This window comes from Streptomyces sp. NPDC020898 (assembly GCF_044333925.1).
In the GTDB taxonomy this organism is placed as follows: domain Bacteria; phylum Actinomycetota; class Actinomycetes; order Streptomycetales; family Streptomycetaceae; genus Streptomyces.
Genome location: NZ_JBIRRV010000021.1, coordinates 118,276 through 133,326 on the forward strand (window position 1 = coordinate 118,276; position 15,051 = coordinate 133,326).

Genomic DNA, 15,051 nt, shown 5'->3' on the forward strand with positions numbered 1-15,051 from the left:
TCTCAGGTGGGCCGGGTCACCACCATCCCGAGGGTGATCAGACCCAGCACCACCCAGCCGAACCACAGCCAGCCGTTGCTTCCGAGCGCCACCGTGTAGGCAGTCACCGTGACGAGTCCGCCTACGGTGAGCACCCCCATGGTCTTCGTGGAACCGTTCGTGGAACCGGGCATCGCAACACCCTCCTCATGGTTCTTCTCCCTCCATGGTGCCCCCGTTCTGCTTCCGAACGGTGCACACGACGAAATGCGTATCGGAGTCCCAGGCTCCGCGGCTCGTCCAGGACCCTGCCTCGTAGACCGAGGGATCGAAGCCGTAGTCGCCCGGCGACACGTCCCGCCGGCAGGCCGCGTCCGATTCGTCCCGTGCCTTCTCGAAGGGGACACCGGCGGCCAACCGGGTGAATCCGAGGACCTGCTCGTCGTGCGGCTCGGTACAGGCGACCAGCCGCGCCTCCCGCCCGGACGGCGACAGCAGACAGTCCCGCTTCTGCATGGTGGCGGTGTCGCCGAACTTGTCCCCCACCTTGCGGAAGGGCCCGAGCGGCCCGTACACCGGCCCGTGCGCACCCAGCACCAGACAGGCCGTACGCCCTGCGGCGGCCTTGAACCCGCCCTCGGCCGGAAGGACGGCATACCCGCGTACGTCGGCCAGTTTCGCCCTCAGATCCTGAGTCCGTTCCTCACACTGGGCGGGCCCCTGCGTCCGGGCCTCGGCGGCGGACGCGGCATCCACGACCGCCAGCACCTGCCCGTCCGGCCGGGCGTCCCGGCAGGTCGGGTCCACCGTCAGCCGTGGCGTCCCCTGGAAACGCGTACCGCCGGGCCAGTCGGCGATCACACAGTCGCCCTCCTTCAGCGGCACGGCGAGTCCGACGGGGTCGCCGTACGGCTTCTGCACGGTCTCCTCGTCGCCGCCGCCCGGCGGGTCGCCCAGGGTGAACCAGACCCCGGCACCGGCCAGGGCGACCCCGAGGAGCGCGCCGAGGGCGGCCGGGAGAGCGCGGGTACGCCGACGAGGAGGCGGGACGGGGAGGGGCGGGCCGAAGCCGGGCGGGGCCACGCGACCGGGCGGCGCCGGGGGAGGGCCGGCGGGTCCTGAGGGCGCCTGCCGGGGCCCGTACAGCTGCTCCGGCCCGCCCCAAGGCGGCATCGACCCCGGGTCCGTCCTGGTCCGCTCGTACGGGTCGACCTGGGGCGTGACGATGCGGTCCAGCGCCGCCTCCGCACGGGCCGCCGTGATCCGCTGCGCCGGGTCCTTGGTGAGCATCGCCTCCAGCACCGGCCCCAGCGCGCCCGCCCGCTCCGGCCTCCGCTGCTCCTCCATGACCACCGCGGTGATCTCTGCGAGATGCGTGTCGCGCTCGAAGGGCCCGACGCCCTCGACGGCGTAGTAGAGCGTGCAGCCCAGCGAGAACAGGTCGGCGGCGGCGGTCGGCGGCCCGCCGGTGGCCCGCTCGGGGGCCAGATAACCCGCCGTGCCGACGAGGGCGGACGCCAGCGTGTACCGCGCCTCGCCCCCGTCCGGCTGTACCGAGATGCCGTAGTCGGTGAGCAGGACCCGGGCGTACGGCGTCCCGGTGCGGTCCGGCGCCAGCAGGATGTTCGCGGGCTTCACGTCCCGGTGCATGATGCCCTGCTCGTGTCCCGCGGTCAGCGCGTCCAGGACGGCGAGACCGATGCGGGCGCACTCGGCGGGCGCCAGCGGGCCGCGCATACCGACCAGGTCACGCAGGTCCAGGGCGCCCGCCACGTACTCCATGACGATCCACGGGAGGCCCTCGTGCTCCAGGACGTCGTGCACGGTCACCACGTTCGGATTGGCGCGCAGCACGGCCGCGTGCCGGGCCTCGGCGCGGGCGCGCGCGACCCGGGCGGTGCGCTCGTCGGAGGCCTCGGCCGGATCGCGGAACACGATCTCCTTGAGGGCGACCTCGCAGGCGAGTCTCTGGTCGTGGGCGAGCCAGACATGGCCCATACCGCCGCTGCCCAACTGGTTCAGCAGCAGGTAACGGCCGGCGATTACCCGGCCCACTCCCGATGTCGGTGATCCTGATGGCATCCGGTGACTCCCGCTGGATGTGCGGTCGGTTTGCTGCGGGCCGGTGGGGGCTGGTCGCGCCCCGTGGCGGAGCCGTAGATCGATACAGCCCCGCGCCCCTTCGGGGCGCGGTTACGCACCCGGAGGCGGGGTGCTCACCTCGGCAGGTGCGCTGGTGGTCACTTCGGGGGGAGGGGAAGGCGCGCTGGTCGGCGGGTCGGAGCTGGGCGTGTCGCTCGCCGGTGGAGGCGGGGGAGGCGGTGGCGGTGGCGGTGATGAAGGGGGCGGTGGAGGCGGTGGCGGGGGAGGGGGAGGTGGCTCCGAGGAGGGCGCCTCGCTCGTGGGCCCGGTGTTGGGACTGCTGCTGGTGGCCCCGGACGGCGAGGGATCCGACGCGGACGGCTCGGATGCCGAGGGCTCGGGCTCGCCGCTGGACGAGGACGAGGACGGCGGCGGAGAGGTCGAAGGCCCCGATGTGGGAGGCGACGGATCGGTCCCGCCGGGCGCCGACGTGCCGGGCCCCGAACTCGACCCCGAACCCGGCCCGGGCTCCGAACCCGTCCCCGACCCGGGCCCGGGCTCCGAACCCGTGTCCGGCCCCGGTGCGGTGCTCCCGTCGCTTCCGCCGCTGCCGTCGTCGACCGACCCGGACTCGATGTGCACGGTCAGCGTGACGTACGAGCCAAACGGGAGCGACGTCCCCGCTCCCGGGTCCGACCCGGTGACGGTGGCGTCGGCCGGCGGCAGCCCATCGGTGTCGTACGCCGTCGCCAGGCCCAGGTTCGTGAGCCGGCTGCTCGCGTCGCCGAAGGTCGTTCCGGCGAGGCTCGGTACCTGGTGCCGCTCACGCGTGTCGAAGGTCTTGTCGGCCTCGCCCTCGGTGCCGGTCTGCCGGTAGACGCCCCGCTCCGGTTCCTCCACGTCGACGAGTGCGAACCGGTCGAGTTTGCTGGGTGCGGGACGAACGAGCACGACCTCGTCGGCGTCGTAGTCGTTCCACTTCTTGTTTCCGGCCTCGAACTCGACGGAAATACGGTCCGTGTCGCCCTTGAACGGCTTCAGTGGATTTCCGCATGAACACTTCACAGCGGGAACTCCCGCTTCGTCGACGAGAACCGCGATTCCGGCCTGGAGCAGTGCGTCGAAGGGGACCGCTTTTTCCTTCTTGTAGTCGTGGTTCTTCACGAGGGTGTCGTGACGCAGGAGAACGGGCGTGAGCCGGTCGAGATAGGCGGGAATCCCACTCTGCGGAATATCGACCACACGTGCCCATTCCTGAGATTTTTTGTTGTTCCTGGGATCGGCGAGGAACTCCTTCAGCTGGTCGACGTCACAGATCGTCGGCTTCCTCGTGCCCCCGTACAGCCCGGGCGTGCTGCCCCGCTGGAGACTGCTCCCATGTGCGGGCTGCGAACGGACCTGGGCATCCTGGCCCAGGCCGCTGCTCTCGTCGAAGAACGGCGCGAGGGAGGGCACCCCCGAGGCCACCGCCTTCACCACCGCCAGCGGTGCCTCTCTGTCGCAACTGCTGAGACAGAGCACGCAGAGCAGCGCGACGGCCAGCCGCTGAAACGTGGATTTCCTTGAATTTGCGAACGCATGAAGTGTCATACCGCTCCCCCCGGCGGTTACGTCACGTCCATGCTACTGAATGCGAAAGTGTTTCAGGCAGCGAGAATTAAAGTTGATTCAGCGCCCGCGTGCGTTCAGTGAGGCCAAATAGGCGTTGTACGCCTCGAGTTCCTTGTCGCCGTCGCGATCGGCCGCCCGGTCCTGGCGCTTGGCCTGCCGCTGCTCGGAGCCGTACCACTGGAAGAGCAGCGCCAGCAGCACGAGCACGGTCGGGATCTCGCTGAACGCCCAGGCGATACCGCCGGCCGCGTTCTGGTCGGTGAGCGCGTCGATGCCGAGCGAGGCGGGCGGGTTCTTGTACGACTCGACCATCGGCTCCGACGCCATCATCAGCGCGATCCCGAAGAACGCGTGGAACGGCATGCCCGCGAACAGCTCCAGCATCCGCATCAGGTAGCCGGGCCGGTTCGGACCGGGGTCGACGCCCATGATCGGCCAGAAGAAGATCAGTCCGACGGCGAGGAAGTGACACATCATCGTGATGTGCCCGACCTTGGACTCCATCAGGAAGTCGAAGATCGGCGTGAAGTACAGGACGTAGAGGCTGGCGATGAACAGCGGAATGGTGAAGGCGGCGTGCGTGACGATCCGCATGAACCGGCTGTGCAGGAACGCGAGCAGCAGCTCACGCGGTCCCTTCCGCCCCCGGCCCGCGACCGGCAGGGCCCGCAGCGCGAGCGTGATCGGCGCGCCGAGCAGAATGAGGATCGGCGAGACCATGCTGATGATCATGTGCTGCACCATGTGCACGCTGAACATGACCATGCCGTAGTCGTTGAGCCTGGTGCACATGACGAGCATGACGGTCAGCACCCCGAGCACAAAGGACACGGTCCGCCCGACGGACCACTTGTCCCCCCGCCGGGTCAGCCGCACGACCCCCCACCCGTAGAGGGCGAGCCCCGTCAGACAGGCGACCAGAAAGAACGGGTCGGCGGACCACCCGAGCCCCCGCCCCAAGGTGAAGGGCAGAAGATCCATGGTCGTACCGTGCCCGCTGTGCTCCATCCCCCAAGAGTAGAACCGCCCCCGGTCACGACTTGAACCGGGGGCGGCGCAGGGCTTTGGCTTTCAGGGGCGCGGGGCTGTGACATTTGCGGCTCCGCCGCGCGGGCGCGACAAGCCACGACGCACCCGCACCTGACGAACAACCGTCAACGGCTAAAGCACGCACTCCGCCTCGGCATACCGAGACTCAGGAACCGTCTTCAACGTCTCCACCGCCTCAGCCAGCGACACCATCACGATGTCCGTCCCCCGAAGCGCCGTCATCCGCCCGAACTCCCCCCGATGCACCGCCTCCACCGCATGCCACCCGAACCGGGTGGCCAGCACCCGGTCGTAAGCCGTAGGCGTCCCACCCCGCTGCACATGCCCGAGAATCACCGGCCGCGCTTCCTTCCCGAGCCGCTCCTCCAGCTCCAGGGAGAGCTGCCGGGCGATCCCGGCGAAGCGCTCGTGGCCGTACACGTCCTTGCCGCCCTCGTCGAACTCCATGGAGCCCTCGCGAGGCTTCGCGCCCTCCGCGGCGACGACGATCGCGAACCGCTTGCCCGCCTCGAAGCGCGCGCCGACGCGCGCCGCCAACTCCTCGATGTCGAAGGGCCGTTCCGGTACGACGATGGCGTGGGCGCCGGCGGCCATGCCGGAGTGCAGGGCGATCCAGCCGGTGTGGCGGCCCATGACCTCGACGATCAGGACGCGCTGGTGGGACTCGGCGGTCGTCTTCAGCCGGTCCAGGGCCTCCGTGGCGACCCCGACGGCCGTGTCGAAGCCGAAGGTGACGTCAGTGACCGCGATGTCGTTGTCGATGGTCTTGGGGACACCGACTATCGGCAGGCCGTTGTCGGACAGCAGCCGGGCCGCCTTGAGGGTGCCCTCGCCGCCGATCGGGATGATCGCGTCGAGCCCCAGCTCCGCGACATGCCCCTTGGCCATCTCCACGCCGTCCCGCAGATGCTCGGGGCGGACCCGGGAGGAGCCGAGGATGGTGCCGCCGCGAGCGAGGATGCCGCTCACCGCGTCGAGGTCGAGCTTGAGGTAGTCGCACTCCAGGAGGCCCTTCCAGCCGTCCCGGAAGCCGATGACCTCGTCACCGTGGTCCACGACGGCGCGGTGCACGACGGACCGGATGACGGCGTTCAGGCCGGGGCAGTCGCCGCCGGACGTCAGGACACCAATGCGCATCGCCCGAAAACCTTCTCCACGTGGGCCGGGACCGGACCACGCTGTCCGGCTCGAACCCCGCCACCCTACCGGCGGCGGGGCCCTGGGCCGTAGAGCCCGTCCGGGTGCTGGACAGCCGCGCTCACCTGTGCGGATGTCCCGTCAGACGGGCTGATGACGTACACGCGGACGCCAGATGTACAACCGGCCGCCGAAGGATCACGCGGGCTGCTGCGCCGCCGCGATCCGCTCGCTGCGCAGCGCCTCGTACCAGCGGTCGTCGGTCGGCGGCAGCGCGTTGACGTCGAGGGCCAGCTTCAGCAGCAGGTCCGCGATCAGCGGGTTACGGGCGAGCACGGGTCCGTGCATGTACGTACCGAAGACCGTGTCGTTGTACGCGCCCTCTGTTCCGTCTCCCGTGCCGTTGCCCTTGCCGAGCCGCACCTTCGCGAACGGGCGGGCGGTGGGGCCGAGGTGGGTGACGCCCTGGTGGTTCTCGAAGCCGGTCAGCGGGGGCAGGCCCAGGCGAGCGTCTATGTCTCCGAGTACGTCGCCCACGCACCGCTCGCCCTCGCCGCGCACCGAGACCACGTCGAGGAGCCCGAGGCCGGGCTCGCGCTGACCGAGGTCGTTGATGAACTCGTGGCCCAGGATCTGGTACCCGGCGCACACCGAGAACACGATCGCGCCGTTGCCGACGGCCCGGTGCAGACCCCCGTCGCGGCGCAAACGTTCCGCCGCGAGCCGCTGCGGACGGTCCTCGCCGCCGCCGATCAGATAGATGTCGCCGGAGGTGGGGATCGGCTGGTCGCTGCGCACGTCGAGCCGCGCCACGTCGAGACCGCGCTGCCGGGCCCGACGCTCCAGGACGAGGGCGTTGCCCTGGTCGCCGTACGTGCTGAGCAGGTCCGGGTAGATCCACACCAGACGCAGCTGGTTGTCGCTCATGAAGTGATCGTCCTCAGTGGTCGGTTGGCGGCAGTGGTCAGTTGCCGACGCGGCGGCGCAGGTCCTGGAAGGCGGTGTAGTTCGCGATGACCTCGATCCGGCCGGGCGGTGCCATCTGCACGGCCTGGTCGGGGCTCTCGCAGACCTGGAAGTGCTGGTTGGCCACTTCGAGGCGCACCGCGAGGTCGAGCTTGCGGTCGCCGATGACGAAGATCGGGTGACCGGTGAGCTGCGTGTAGTCGACGTCCCACAGCCAGGAGGTGTCGGTGCCGTCGGCACCCCGCGCGTTCACGGAGAGGATGACCGGGGTCGGCGGCGGGTCGATCAGCGAGAACGTCTCCAGCCAGCCGGCCGGGTTCTTGGCGAGCAGCAGCCGCAGATCGCGCTGCATGAACTGCACCACGTCGTACCGTCCGGCCACGGCCTGCACCTGGTACATGCGCTCCAGACCGACCTGCGGCGGTACGCCGAACACGGCGGCGACAGCCGCGGAGGCGGCTGCGTTGGACTTGTTGGCGCGTCCCGGCAGCTGGAGGTGGATCGGCCAGGCCGACCCGTGCGGGTCGAGGACGTGGTCGCCGGACAGCGCCCAACTCGGCGTCGGACGGCGGAAACCGCACTGACCGCAGAACCAGTCGTCGCCGGGGCGCTGCATGACGCCACCGCAGGACGGGCAGGACCAGGCGTCGTCCTTCCACATCTGCCCGGCGGCGACCCAGATCACGTTGGGGGAGGAGGAGGCGGCCCACACGATCAGCGGGTCGTCGGCGTTGGCGACGATCACGGCCTTCGAACCGGCGAGCCCCTCACGCCAGTTCTCGGCGAGCATGCGGGTCTCGGCGGCGCGGTCGAGCTGGTCGCGGGAGAGGTTGAGGAGCGCGATGCACTTGGGGTCCGTGTCCCGGGCGACACCGGCGAGATACTTCTCGTCGACCTCGATGACCCCGAACTTGGCGTCCGAGCCGCCCGCGAGCGCCGAGGTGATGCCGGCGGGCATGTTGGCGCCGAGCGCGTTGGACACGACCGGTCCGGCGGCGCGCAGCGCCTCCGCGATGAGCCGGGTGGTCGTGGTCTTGCCGTTGGTGGCCGAGACCAGGATGACGTCCAGGTGCTGGGCGAGCCTGGCGAGGAGGTCGGGGTCGAGTTTGAGGGCGACCTTGCCGCCGATCACCGATCCGCTGCCGCGCCCTGCCGCACGCGATGCCGCCGCTACGGCCTTGCCGGCCGTCACGGCCAGCTTGGCCCGCGGAGTGAGCGGGTCCGAGTTGCCTGCCATCAGATCTCGATCCTCCTTGCGTACGCGCCGCGCCTGTGCCTCCGGCCACGTGGTGTGGACCTCAGCCTATCGAGATCCGTTCACCGGACCCGCATCGCGGCACCACCACGGCGCCCGCGCGACATGGGTGACCGTACCCTTGCGGCCATGCGACCAGGCTCCATCCCGGGCACCCGAGGGCGCGTCCGCCCCCTGACACTGCTCGGCGACCCCGTTCTGCACACCCCCTGCGCGGAAGTCACACACTTCGACGCCGAACTCTCCGGACTCGTCGAGGACATGTTCGCGACGATGTACGCCGCCCAGGGCGTGGGCCTCGCCGCGAACCAGATCGGCAGGCCCCTGCGGGTCTTCGTCTACGACTGCCCCGACGACGAGGACATCCGCCACGTGGGCCACGTGGTCAACCCCCGCCTGGTGGAGACCGACGACCTGGTGATCCGGGGCCCCGAGGGCTGCCTGTCCCTGCCGGGTCTGGAGGCAGGAACGGAACGTTTCGACGAAGCGGTGGTCGAGGGCTTCACGATGACGGGCGACCCGGTGCGGATCGAGGGCACAGGCTTCTTCGCCCGCTGCCTCCAACACGAGTGCGACCACTTGGAGGGCCGGACGTACGTGGACCGCGTAACCGGCTGGCGCCACAAGCGGGTCATGAGGCAAGCAACCCGCGCATCTTGGTACCGGGTGACTGAACCCACCTAGGGGCGCGGGGAACTGCGCGACAAGCCCCCACGCACCCGCAGACAAAACACAACCCCTCAGAACCCCGGACCACCAACACGATCCCCGGCCGCAGCCAACCGCCCCCACAGCAAATCAGCCAAACTCCGCACCAACTCCGCCCGGGTGCAAGGCCGTTCCCCCAGCCACCAGTCCCCGGCCGCATGCATCATCCCGACTATCCCGTGCCCCCACACCCGCGCCAACTGCTGACTGCCGGGCCCGAGATCCAGCCGCTCCTCGATCACCTGGGCCAACTCCTCGCCCATCAGCCGCAGCAACGGCAACGAGTGCTTCCGCACATCGAACCCAGGATCGCCGGGTGACACGCTGTCCCCGGGGTGCATCAGGAACCGGTACACCTGCGGCCGCGCCTCGATCGCCGCGAGGTAGGTGTCGAGCGTCGCCTCCACCCGCTCGCGCCGCTCCGCCGGAGCGTCCAGCGCGGCCCGCAGGGAATCGAGGAGGGCGTCGGTGTGCCGTTTGGCCAGGGCGGCGTAGAGTCCGCCCTTGTCACCGAAGTGCCGGTAGAGAATGGGTTTGGTGATGCCCGCTTCGGCGGCGATGGCGTTCATCGAGGCGCCGGGGCCGTCTCGTAGCACCACCCGGTCCGCGGCTTCCAGCAGCTCGCGCCGGCGACGGTCGGCGGACCGCTGCTGATCGGATTGCTGCGTGGTGTCCATGCTTTCTCCCCGCCCGTGCTGATATCGGTGACGCCTGCGCAAACTAACACTGATCGGCCCATGCCCATCGAACGGGCTGCCGACCGTGGTCCGGGAGTTGACTTTTCCTACCGACGGGTAACAGACTCCTAGTTACCGTAGGTAACATGCTAGTGCAGCACTGGAGGGGTCATGGCCGAATTCACCATGGAGCTCAATGACGAACAGAAAGAGGTCCGCGACTGGCTCCACGGTTTCGCCGCCGATGTGATCCGGCCCGCCGCCGCCGAGTGGGACGAGCGCGAGGAGACGCCCTGGCCGGTCATCCAGGAGGCCGCGAAGGTCGGCATCTACTCCCTGGACTTCTACGCCCAGCAGTACTTCGACCCCACCGGCCTCGGCATCCCGATGGCCATGGAGGAACTCTTCTGGGGTGACGCCGGTATCGCGCTCTCCATCGTCGGCACCGGCCTCGCCGCCGTGGGCGTCCTCGCCAACGGCACCGAGGAGCAGATCGGTACCTGGATCCCCCAGATGTACGGCGACGCCAATGATGTCAAGGTCGCCGCCTTCTGCTCCTCCGAGCCCGACGCCGGCTCCGACGTCGCCTCCATGCGCACCCGGGCCGTGTACGACGAGGCCAAGGACGAGTGGGTCCTCAACGGCACGAAGACCTGGGCGACCAACGGCGGCATAGCCAACGTCCATGTCGTCGTGGCCGTGATCGACGCCGAGCTGGGCTCCAAGGGCCATGCCTCCTTCATCGTTCCGCCGAACACGCCCGGCCTGTCCCAGGGGCAGAAGTTCAAGAAGCACGGCATCCGCGCCTCGCACACCGCCGAGGTCGTCCTGGAGAACGTCCGCGTCCCCGGTTCCTGCCTCCTCGGTGGCAAGCAGAAGCTCGACGAGCGCCTCGCCCGGGCCCGTGAGCGGGCGAAGTCCGGCGGCGAGCGGGTGAAGAACGCCGCGATGGCCACGTTCGAGGCGAGCCGTCCGGCCGTCGCAGCGATGGCGGTGGGCACCGCCCGGGCCGCGTACGAGGTGGCGCTGGACTACGCGAAGACGCGTGAGCAGTTCGGCCGCCCGATCATCGACAACCAGGGCGTTGCCTTCCAGCTCGCCGACATGCGTACGTCCATCGACGCGGCGCGGCTGCTGACGTGGCGGGCGTCCTGGATGGCGATCAACGGGAAGCCGTTCACCGCGGCAGAGGGGTCGATGTCGAAGCTGTTCGCGAGCGAGACGGCGAAGAAGGTTACGGGGCAGGCGATTCAGATACTCGGCGGGAACGGGTACACGCGGGAGTATCCGGTCGAGCGCATGCACCGGGACGCGGCGATCTACACGATCTTCGAGGGTACGAGTGAGATCCAGCGGTTGGTGATTGCGCGGACTCTGTCGGGGATGCCGATCCGGTAGGGCCATTGGGGGTGCGGTGTGCTTCGGGCTGCGGGTGCGTCGTGGCTTGTCGCGCCCCGCGGCGGAGCCGCAGATGTCACAGCCCCGCGCCCCTAGGTGGGGTAGCTCGTCGGCGTTTCAGGTGCGGGGCGATTCCAGGGGCGCGGGGAACTGCGCGACAAGCCACAGCTGACCGGTGGACGGAATGAAACCCGCGCCCCCACCACGCATCCCTCAGCCGGAGGCGCTGCCGCTGCTGTGGGCGATGCAGGCCACGTCGATGCGGTCGGCGAGCTTGGCGAGCTCGATGGTGAGTGCGGCCACGGTGTCCTCGTCGAGGTTGTCCTGGCCGGCCTCGACCAGATGGAGCCAGCGGCCTCCGACCGTGCGCAGCAGCTTGCTGACGTCGGAGGCGGCCACCTGCAACGTGCCGCGGTCGTCGACGATCAGAGGCAGAGTCACTTCGCGGTTCACAGAGGGGATCGTAGCCGCGGAACGCTCACGCTCCGTGCCATACCGTCGTGATGTTGCAGAACTCGCGGATTCCGTGCCCCGACAGTTCGCGCCCGTACCCGGACCGCTTGACCCCGCCGAAGGGGAACGCGGGGTGGGACGCGGTCATCCCGTTGACGAACACACCGCCCGCCTCCAGATCCCGTACGAAACGGTCCACCTCGGCCTCGTCGCGGGTCCACAGGTTCGAACTGAGCCCGAAGGGTGAGTCGTTGGCGATCGCCAACGCCTCCTCCGGATCGGCCGCGCGGTAGAGCGTCGCCACCGGGCCGAACGTCTCCTCGTGGTGAATGCGCATCTCGCGCGTGACGTCGGCGAGGACGGTCGGCGCGTAGTACCAGCCGTGGTCCGTGAAGCCCTCGGGGCGTTCGCCACCGCACAGAACCGTCGCCCCGCTCTCCACGGCCTCGTCGACCAGTTCCTCCAGGTCGCTCCTGCCCTGCTCACTCGCGAGCGGGCCGACCTCCGTGTCCTCGGCCAGCGGATCGCCGACCTTCAGCGCCGCCATGGCCGTCGAGAAGCGTTCCGCGAACGCGTCGAAGACGTCCGTGTGCACGATGAACCGCTTGGCGGCGATGCAGGACTGCCCGTTGTTCTGCACACGCGCTGTCACCGCGACCTCTGCGGCCCGGTCGAGATCGGCGGACGGCAGCACGATGTACGGATCACTGCCGCCCAGCTCCAGCACCGTCCTCTTGACCTCGTCCCCGGCGACCGACGCCACCGCGCGCCCCGCGGGTTCACTGCCGGTGAGCGTGGCCGCCCTGACCCTCGGATCGCGCAGGATCTCCTCGACCGCGCCCGACCCGATCAGCAGCGTCTGGAAGCAGCCCTCCGCAAAGCCCGCCCGGCGGAACAGGTCCTCCAGGTAGAGAGCGGTCTGCGGCACGTTCGAGGCGTGCTTGAGCAGGCCCACGTTGCCCGCCATGAGGGCCGGCGCCGCGAAGCGGATCACCTGCCAGAGCGGGAAGTTCCACGGCATCACCGCGAGCACCGGGCCGAGCGGACGGTAACGGACCACGGCGCGGGAGCCCCCGGACTCCTTGACGTCGGCCTCGGCGGGCTCCTCGTCGGCGAGGAGCCCCTCGGCTCGGTCGGCGTACCAGCGCATCGCCTTCGCGCACTTCGCGGCCTCGGCGCGGGCCTGCGTGACCGGCTTGCCCATCTCGACCGTCATGGTGCGGGAGATGTCGTCCCGGTCCGCGTCGAGCAGGTCGGCGGCCTGGTGCAGCAGCCGGGCGCGCTCGGCGAAGGCGGTCGTGCGGTAGGTGCGGAAGGCGGCCTCGGCGGTCGCGAGCCTGCGCTCGATCTCCTCGCCGCCCATGGCCTCGTACGTCTTGAGCGTCTCGCCGTTCGCCGGGTTCACCGTCGCGATGGGCATGGCCGGCCTCCTGGTTCAAGGGTGTCCTCCGACCTTCCCGTGCGCCGATGGGCACCGCAACGCGTACGCCGTTCGCCGGCGTGCTGTCAGCGGTCCGAGTGCTCCGTGAGCCGGTCCAGAAACCCGGCCTGCGCCGACACGATGACCGTCCGCGCCTCGTCGATCCCGAACCACCGCACCCGGTCCAGTTCGGGAAACTCCCGCATCCGCCCCGACCCCCTGGGCCACTCCATCCGGAACGTGCCCGGCACCACGGCCGCCGGGTCGAGGTCCGCCTCGATCGCCCACGCCGTGACGACCTTCCCGCCGGTCTGCCGGACCTCGCCGAGCGGCACGGCCTCGCCGTCCGGCGGCGCCAGCCCCAGTTCCTCCCGGAACTCGCGGCGGGCCGCGTCCCAGGCGGTCTCACCGTCCCCGTACTCACCCTTGGGAATCGTCCACGCCCCGGCATCGCGCCGCGCGAAGAAGGGGCCGCCCATGTGCCCGAGCAGCACCTCGTACGCCGCCCCTGTCCGCCGGAACAGCAACAGGCCCGCGCTGCGTCTCCCGTTCGCCTTGGCCTTCGCCGTCACCGTGTCGCCTCCGGGTGCGCGGCCAGCAGCGTCTGTACGGTGTCGGCCTCGTCCGGGGTCTTGTCCTCGCGGTAGCGCACGACGCGGGCGAAGCGGAGGGTGACGCCGGCCGGATATCGGGTGGACCGTTGCAGACCGTCGTAGGCGATCTCGACGACCAGCTCCGGCCGTACGGTCACCACCCAGCCGTCGTCCGACACGGCCAGCTCCTGGAGCCGCTCGGTCTGCCAGGTCAGCATCGCGTCGGTCATGCCCTTGAAGGTCTTGCCGAGCATGGCGAAGGTGCCGTCGGCGTCGCGGGCGCCCAGATGGAGATTGGAGAGCTTTCCGGTACGGCGGCCATGGCCCCACTCGGCAGCCAGGACGACCAGGTCGAGCGTGTGCACCGGCTTGACCTTCAGCCAGGACGCACCGCGCCGGCCCGCGCTGTAGGGGGCGTCCAGGGCCTTGAGTACGACGCCCTCGTGGCCGCGCGCGAGGGTGTCGGCCAGGAAACCCTCGGCGGCGGGAAGGTCGGCGGGGCCCCCGGCCAGCAGGCGCCGTACGCGCATCGGCTCGGGGACCAGGCGGGCCAGCTCCGTGTGCCGCTCGGCGAACGGGAGGTCGAGGAGGTCGTGGCCGTCGACCGACAGGGCGTCGAAGAAGACGGGGGAGACGGGGACGTCCCGGGCCGCCGTCGGCACGTCCACCCGCGAGCCGACGCGTCCGGCGGTCTCCTGGAAGGAGCGTGGCCGTCCGTCCTCGTCGAGGGCGATCACCTCGCCGTCCAGGATGAAGCGGTCGCCTCTCAACTCCCTTGCGGCGGTGGTCAGTTCGGGCAGACGGCCGGTGATGTCGTCGAGGGTGCGGGTGTAGAGCCGTACGTCGTCGCCGTCGCGGTGGACCTGGACCCGGATGCCGTCCAGTTTCTCCTCGACGGCGCAGGCCCCGAGCTTCTCGACGGCCTCCGCCACCGAGGAGGCGCTGTGCGCGAGCATGGGCAGGACGGGTCGGCCGACGGTGAGGCGGAAGCGGGCGAGGGCGGCGGGGCCGTCGGCGAGGAGGGCCTGCGCGACGGGCCGGATCGCCCCCGCGAGCATCACCGCGCGCCGTACGTCCGCGGCCGGCGCACCCGTCGCCACGGCCAGCCCTTCCACGGCCACCGCGTCCAGGGCGCCCTGCCGTACCTCGCCCGTGATCAGGCCGAACAGGAACCGCTGCTCGTCGGCGGTGGCCGCGGCCAGCAACTCGCCCACGAGGCGCCTGCGTTCGGCCTGTGAACCGGTTCCGGTGACCGTGCCGATGGCGGTCAGCCGGGCGTCGACGTCGAGAACTGTCAGGGACGGTTCGGCGGCGCCGGGGATTTGCTGGTCCAGCACCTTCCAGCCGATGCCGAGCCGTCCCTGTGGCAGGCGTCCCGCGAGGTAGGGGATGACGATGGGTACGTCGTCGGCGTCGGCGTCCCGGAACAGCTCGGCGAGCAGCGCGATCTTCCGGGACCGGGCGGAGGTGGCGGCCACCTCCTGGGACACATGGGCGAGCCGGGTCAGCAACATGCAGCCATGGTGCAACGGGGGTGGCGGGTTCACACCCGGACGGGTTTCCTCGCCCCCGCCGCCCCTACCCGTCCCATCCCTGGGGGCTGCGCCCCCAGACCCCCCTACGGCCCTGAACGGGCCTTGTCCTCAAACGCCGGACGGGCTGAAGATGCCGGCCCGCGCTGAGAGGTACCGCCTGGGCTGGAGAAGCGGTGGGGGCGGGTGG

General features: G+C 70.3%; 14 protein-coding genes. 2 read left to right on the forward strand and 12 right to left on the reverse strand.

Annotated features, from left to right (window positions below; all coding sequences use genetic code 11):
- Positions 1-2 precede the first annotated feature (2 nt).
- The 7 genes from ACH4TV_RS41305 to ACH4TV_RS41335 all read right to left on the reverse strand — a co-directional run bounded on the left by ACH4TV_RS41305 (position 3) and on the right by ACH4TV_RS41335 (position 8,062).
- On the reverse strand, positions 3-173 hold the full coding sequence (locus ACH4TV_RS41305; protein ID WP_398406511.1) for a hypothetical protein: 171 nt from the start codon (positions 171-173) through the stop codon (positions 3-5).
- 13 nt (positions 174-186) lie between these two features.
- Positions 187-2,061 carry a protein kinase gene (locus ACH4TV_RS41310; RefSeq protein ID WP_398406512.1) on the reverse strand — a complete coding sequence of 625 codons (1,875 nt, stop codon included), beginning with the start codon at positions 2,059-2,061 and terminating at the stop codon, positions 187-189.
- A gap of 111 nt (positions 2,062-2,172) precedes the next feature.
- Entirely contained in the window at positions 2,173-3,651 is a 1,479-nt protein-coding gene (locus ACH4TV_RS41315) for a DUF6777 domain-containing protein (RefSeq protein WP_398406513.1), read from the reverse strand.
- Between the two features lie 78 nt (positions 3,652-3,729).
- Positions 3,730-4,680, reverse strand: a complete 951-nt coding sequence (locus ACH4TV_RS41320) for a cytochrome c oxidase assembly protein (protein ID WP_398406514.1) — start codon at positions 4,678-4,680, stop codon at positions 3,730-3,732.
- 153 nt (positions 4,681-4,833) lie between these two features.
- Positions 4,834-5,859, reverse strand: coding sequence for a 6-phosphofructokinase (locus ACH4TV_RS41325; RefSeq protein WP_398406515.1), 1,026 nt, complete (start codon positions 5,857-5,859; stop codon positions 4,834-4,836).
- A 198-nt stretch (positions 5,860-6,057) separates the two neighbouring features.
- Positions 6,058-6,786 carry a type 1 glutamine amidotransferase gene (locus tag ACH4TV_RS41330; RefSeq protein WP_398406516.1) on the reverse strand — a complete coding sequence of 243 codons (729 nt, stop codon included), beginning with the start codon at positions 6,784-6,786 and terminating at the stop codon, positions 6,058-6,060.
- 37 nt (positions 6,787-6,823) lie between these two features.
- Positions 6,824-8,062: a MurT ligase domain-containing protein gene (locus ACH4TV_RS41335; RefSeq protein ID WP_398406517.1), complete on the reverse strand. Its 1,239-nt coding sequence runs from the start codon at positions 8,060-8,062 to the stop codon at positions 6,824-6,826.
- Between the two features lie 147 nt (positions 8,063-8,209).
- On the opposite strand from ACH4TV_RS41335, the gene def reads away from it, so the two are divergent.
- On the forward strand, positions 8,210-8,764 hold the full coding sequence (gene def, locus ACH4TV_RS41340) for a peptide deformylase (RefSeq protein WP_398406518.1): 555 nt from the start codon (positions 8,210-8,212) through the stop codon (positions 8,762-8,764).
- A gap of 56 nt (positions 8,765-8,820) precedes the next feature.
- Here def and ACH4TV_RS41345 read toward each other — a convergent pair whose 3' ends face one another.
- Positions 8,821-9,465 (reverse strand): TetR family transcriptional regulator, encoded by a 645-nt coding sequence (locus ACH4TV_RS41345; RefSeq protein WP_398406519.1) that lies wholly within the window; start codon positions 9,463-9,465, stop codon positions 8,821-8,823.
- Between the two features lie 171 nt (positions 9,466-9,636).
- On the opposite strand from ACH4TV_RS41345, the gene ACH4TV_RS41350 reads away from it, so the two are divergent.
- Entirely contained in the window at positions 9,637-10,863 is a 1,227-nt protein-coding gene (locus tag ACH4TV_RS41350; RefSeq protein WP_398406520.1) for an acyl-CoA dehydrogenase family protein, read from the forward strand.
- A 213-nt stretch (positions 10,864-11,076) separates the two neighbouring features.
- Here ACH4TV_RS41350 and ACH4TV_RS41355 read toward each other — a convergent pair whose 3' ends face one another.
- The 4 genes from ACH4TV_RS41355 to ACH4TV_RS41370 form a co-directional block, all read right to left on the reverse strand.
- Positions 11,077-11,316 carry a DUF6213 family protein gene (locus ACH4TV_RS41355; RefSeq protein ID WP_327693272.1) on the reverse strand — a complete coding sequence of 80 codons (240 nt, stop codon included), beginning with the start codon at positions 11,314-11,316 and terminating at the stop codon, positions 11,077-11,079.
- 25 nt (positions 11,317-11,341) lie between these two features.
- The gene (locus tag ACH4TV_RS41360; RefSeq protein ID WP_398406521.1) at positions 11,342-12,736 is read right to left on the reverse strand and encodes an NADP-dependent succinic semialdehyde dehydrogenase; all 1,395 of its coding nucleotides are present in this window, start codon (positions 12,734-12,736) and stop codon (positions 11,342-11,344) included.
- A gap of 86 nt (positions 12,737-12,822) precedes the next feature.
- Positions 12,823-13,308 carry an NUDIX domain-containing protein gene (locus ACH4TV_RS41365; RefSeq protein WP_398406522.1) on the reverse strand — a complete coding sequence of 162 codons (486 nt, stop codon included), beginning with the start codon at positions 13,306-13,308 and terminating at the stop codon, positions 12,823-12,825.
- Entirely contained in the window at positions 13,305-14,843 is a 1,539-nt protein-coding gene (locus ACH4TV_RS41370) for an ATP-dependent DNA ligase (RefSeq protein WP_398406524.1), read from the reverse strand. The genes ACH4TV_RS41365 and ACH4TV_RS41370 overlap by 4 nt, the downstream gene beginning before the upstream one ends.
- Between the last annotated feature and the right edge of the window lie 208 nt (positions 14,844-15,051).

Excerpts from the sequence above, each read along its gene's own strand:
- ACH4TV_RS41305 (WP_398406511.1), bottom strand. The coding sequence starts at position 173 with ATGCCCGGTTCCACGAACGGTTCCACGAAGACCATGGGGGTGCTCACC.
- ACH4TV_RS41330 (WP_398406516.1), bottom strand. The coding sequence starts at position 6,786 with ATGAGCGACAACCAGCTGCGTCTGGTGTGGATCTACCCGGACCTGCTC.
- ACH4TV_RS41335 (WP_398406517.1), bottom strand. The coding sequence starts at position 8,062 with ATGGCAGGCAACTCGGACCCGCTCACTCCGCGGGCCAAGCTGGCCGTG.
- ACH4TV_RS41360 (WP_398406521.1), bottom strand. The coding sequence starts at position 12,736 with ATGCCCATCGCGACGGTGAACCCGGCGAACGGCGAGACGCTCAAGACG.
- ACH4TV_RS41315 (WP_398406513.1), bottom strand. The coding sequence starts at position 3,651 with ATGACACTTCATGCGTTCGCAAATTCAAGGAAATCCACGTTTCAGCGG.
- ACH4TV_RS41345 (WP_398406519.1), bottom strand. The coding sequence starts at position 9,465 with ATGGACACCACGCAGCAATCCGATCAGCAGCGGTCCGCCGACCGTCGC.
- def (WP_398406518.1), top strand. The coding sequence starts at position 8,210 with ATGCGACCAGGCTCCATCCCGGGCACCCGAGGGCGCGTCCGCCCCCTG.
- ACH4TV_RS41320 (WP_398406514.1), bottom strand. The coding sequence starts at position 4,680 with ATGGAGCACAGCGGGCACGGTACGACCATGGATCTTCTGCCCTTCACC.
- ACH4TV_RS41310 (WP_398406512.1), bottom strand. The coding sequence starts at position 2,061 with ATGCCATCAGGATCACCGACATCGGGAGTGGGCCGGGTAATCGCCGGC.
- ACH4TV_RS41370 (WP_398406524.1), bottom strand. The coding sequence starts at position 14,843 with ATGTTGCTGACCCGGCTCGCCCATGTGTCCCAGGAGGTGGCCGCCACC.
- ACH4TV_RS41350 (WP_398406520.1), top strand. The coding sequence starts at position 9,637 with ATGGCCGAATTCACCATGGAGCTCAATGACGAACAGAAAGAGGTCCGC.
- ACH4TV_RS41325 (WP_398406515.1), bottom strand. The coding sequence starts at position 5,859 with ATGCGCATTGGTGTCCTGACGTCCGGCGGCGACTGCCCCGGCCTGAAC.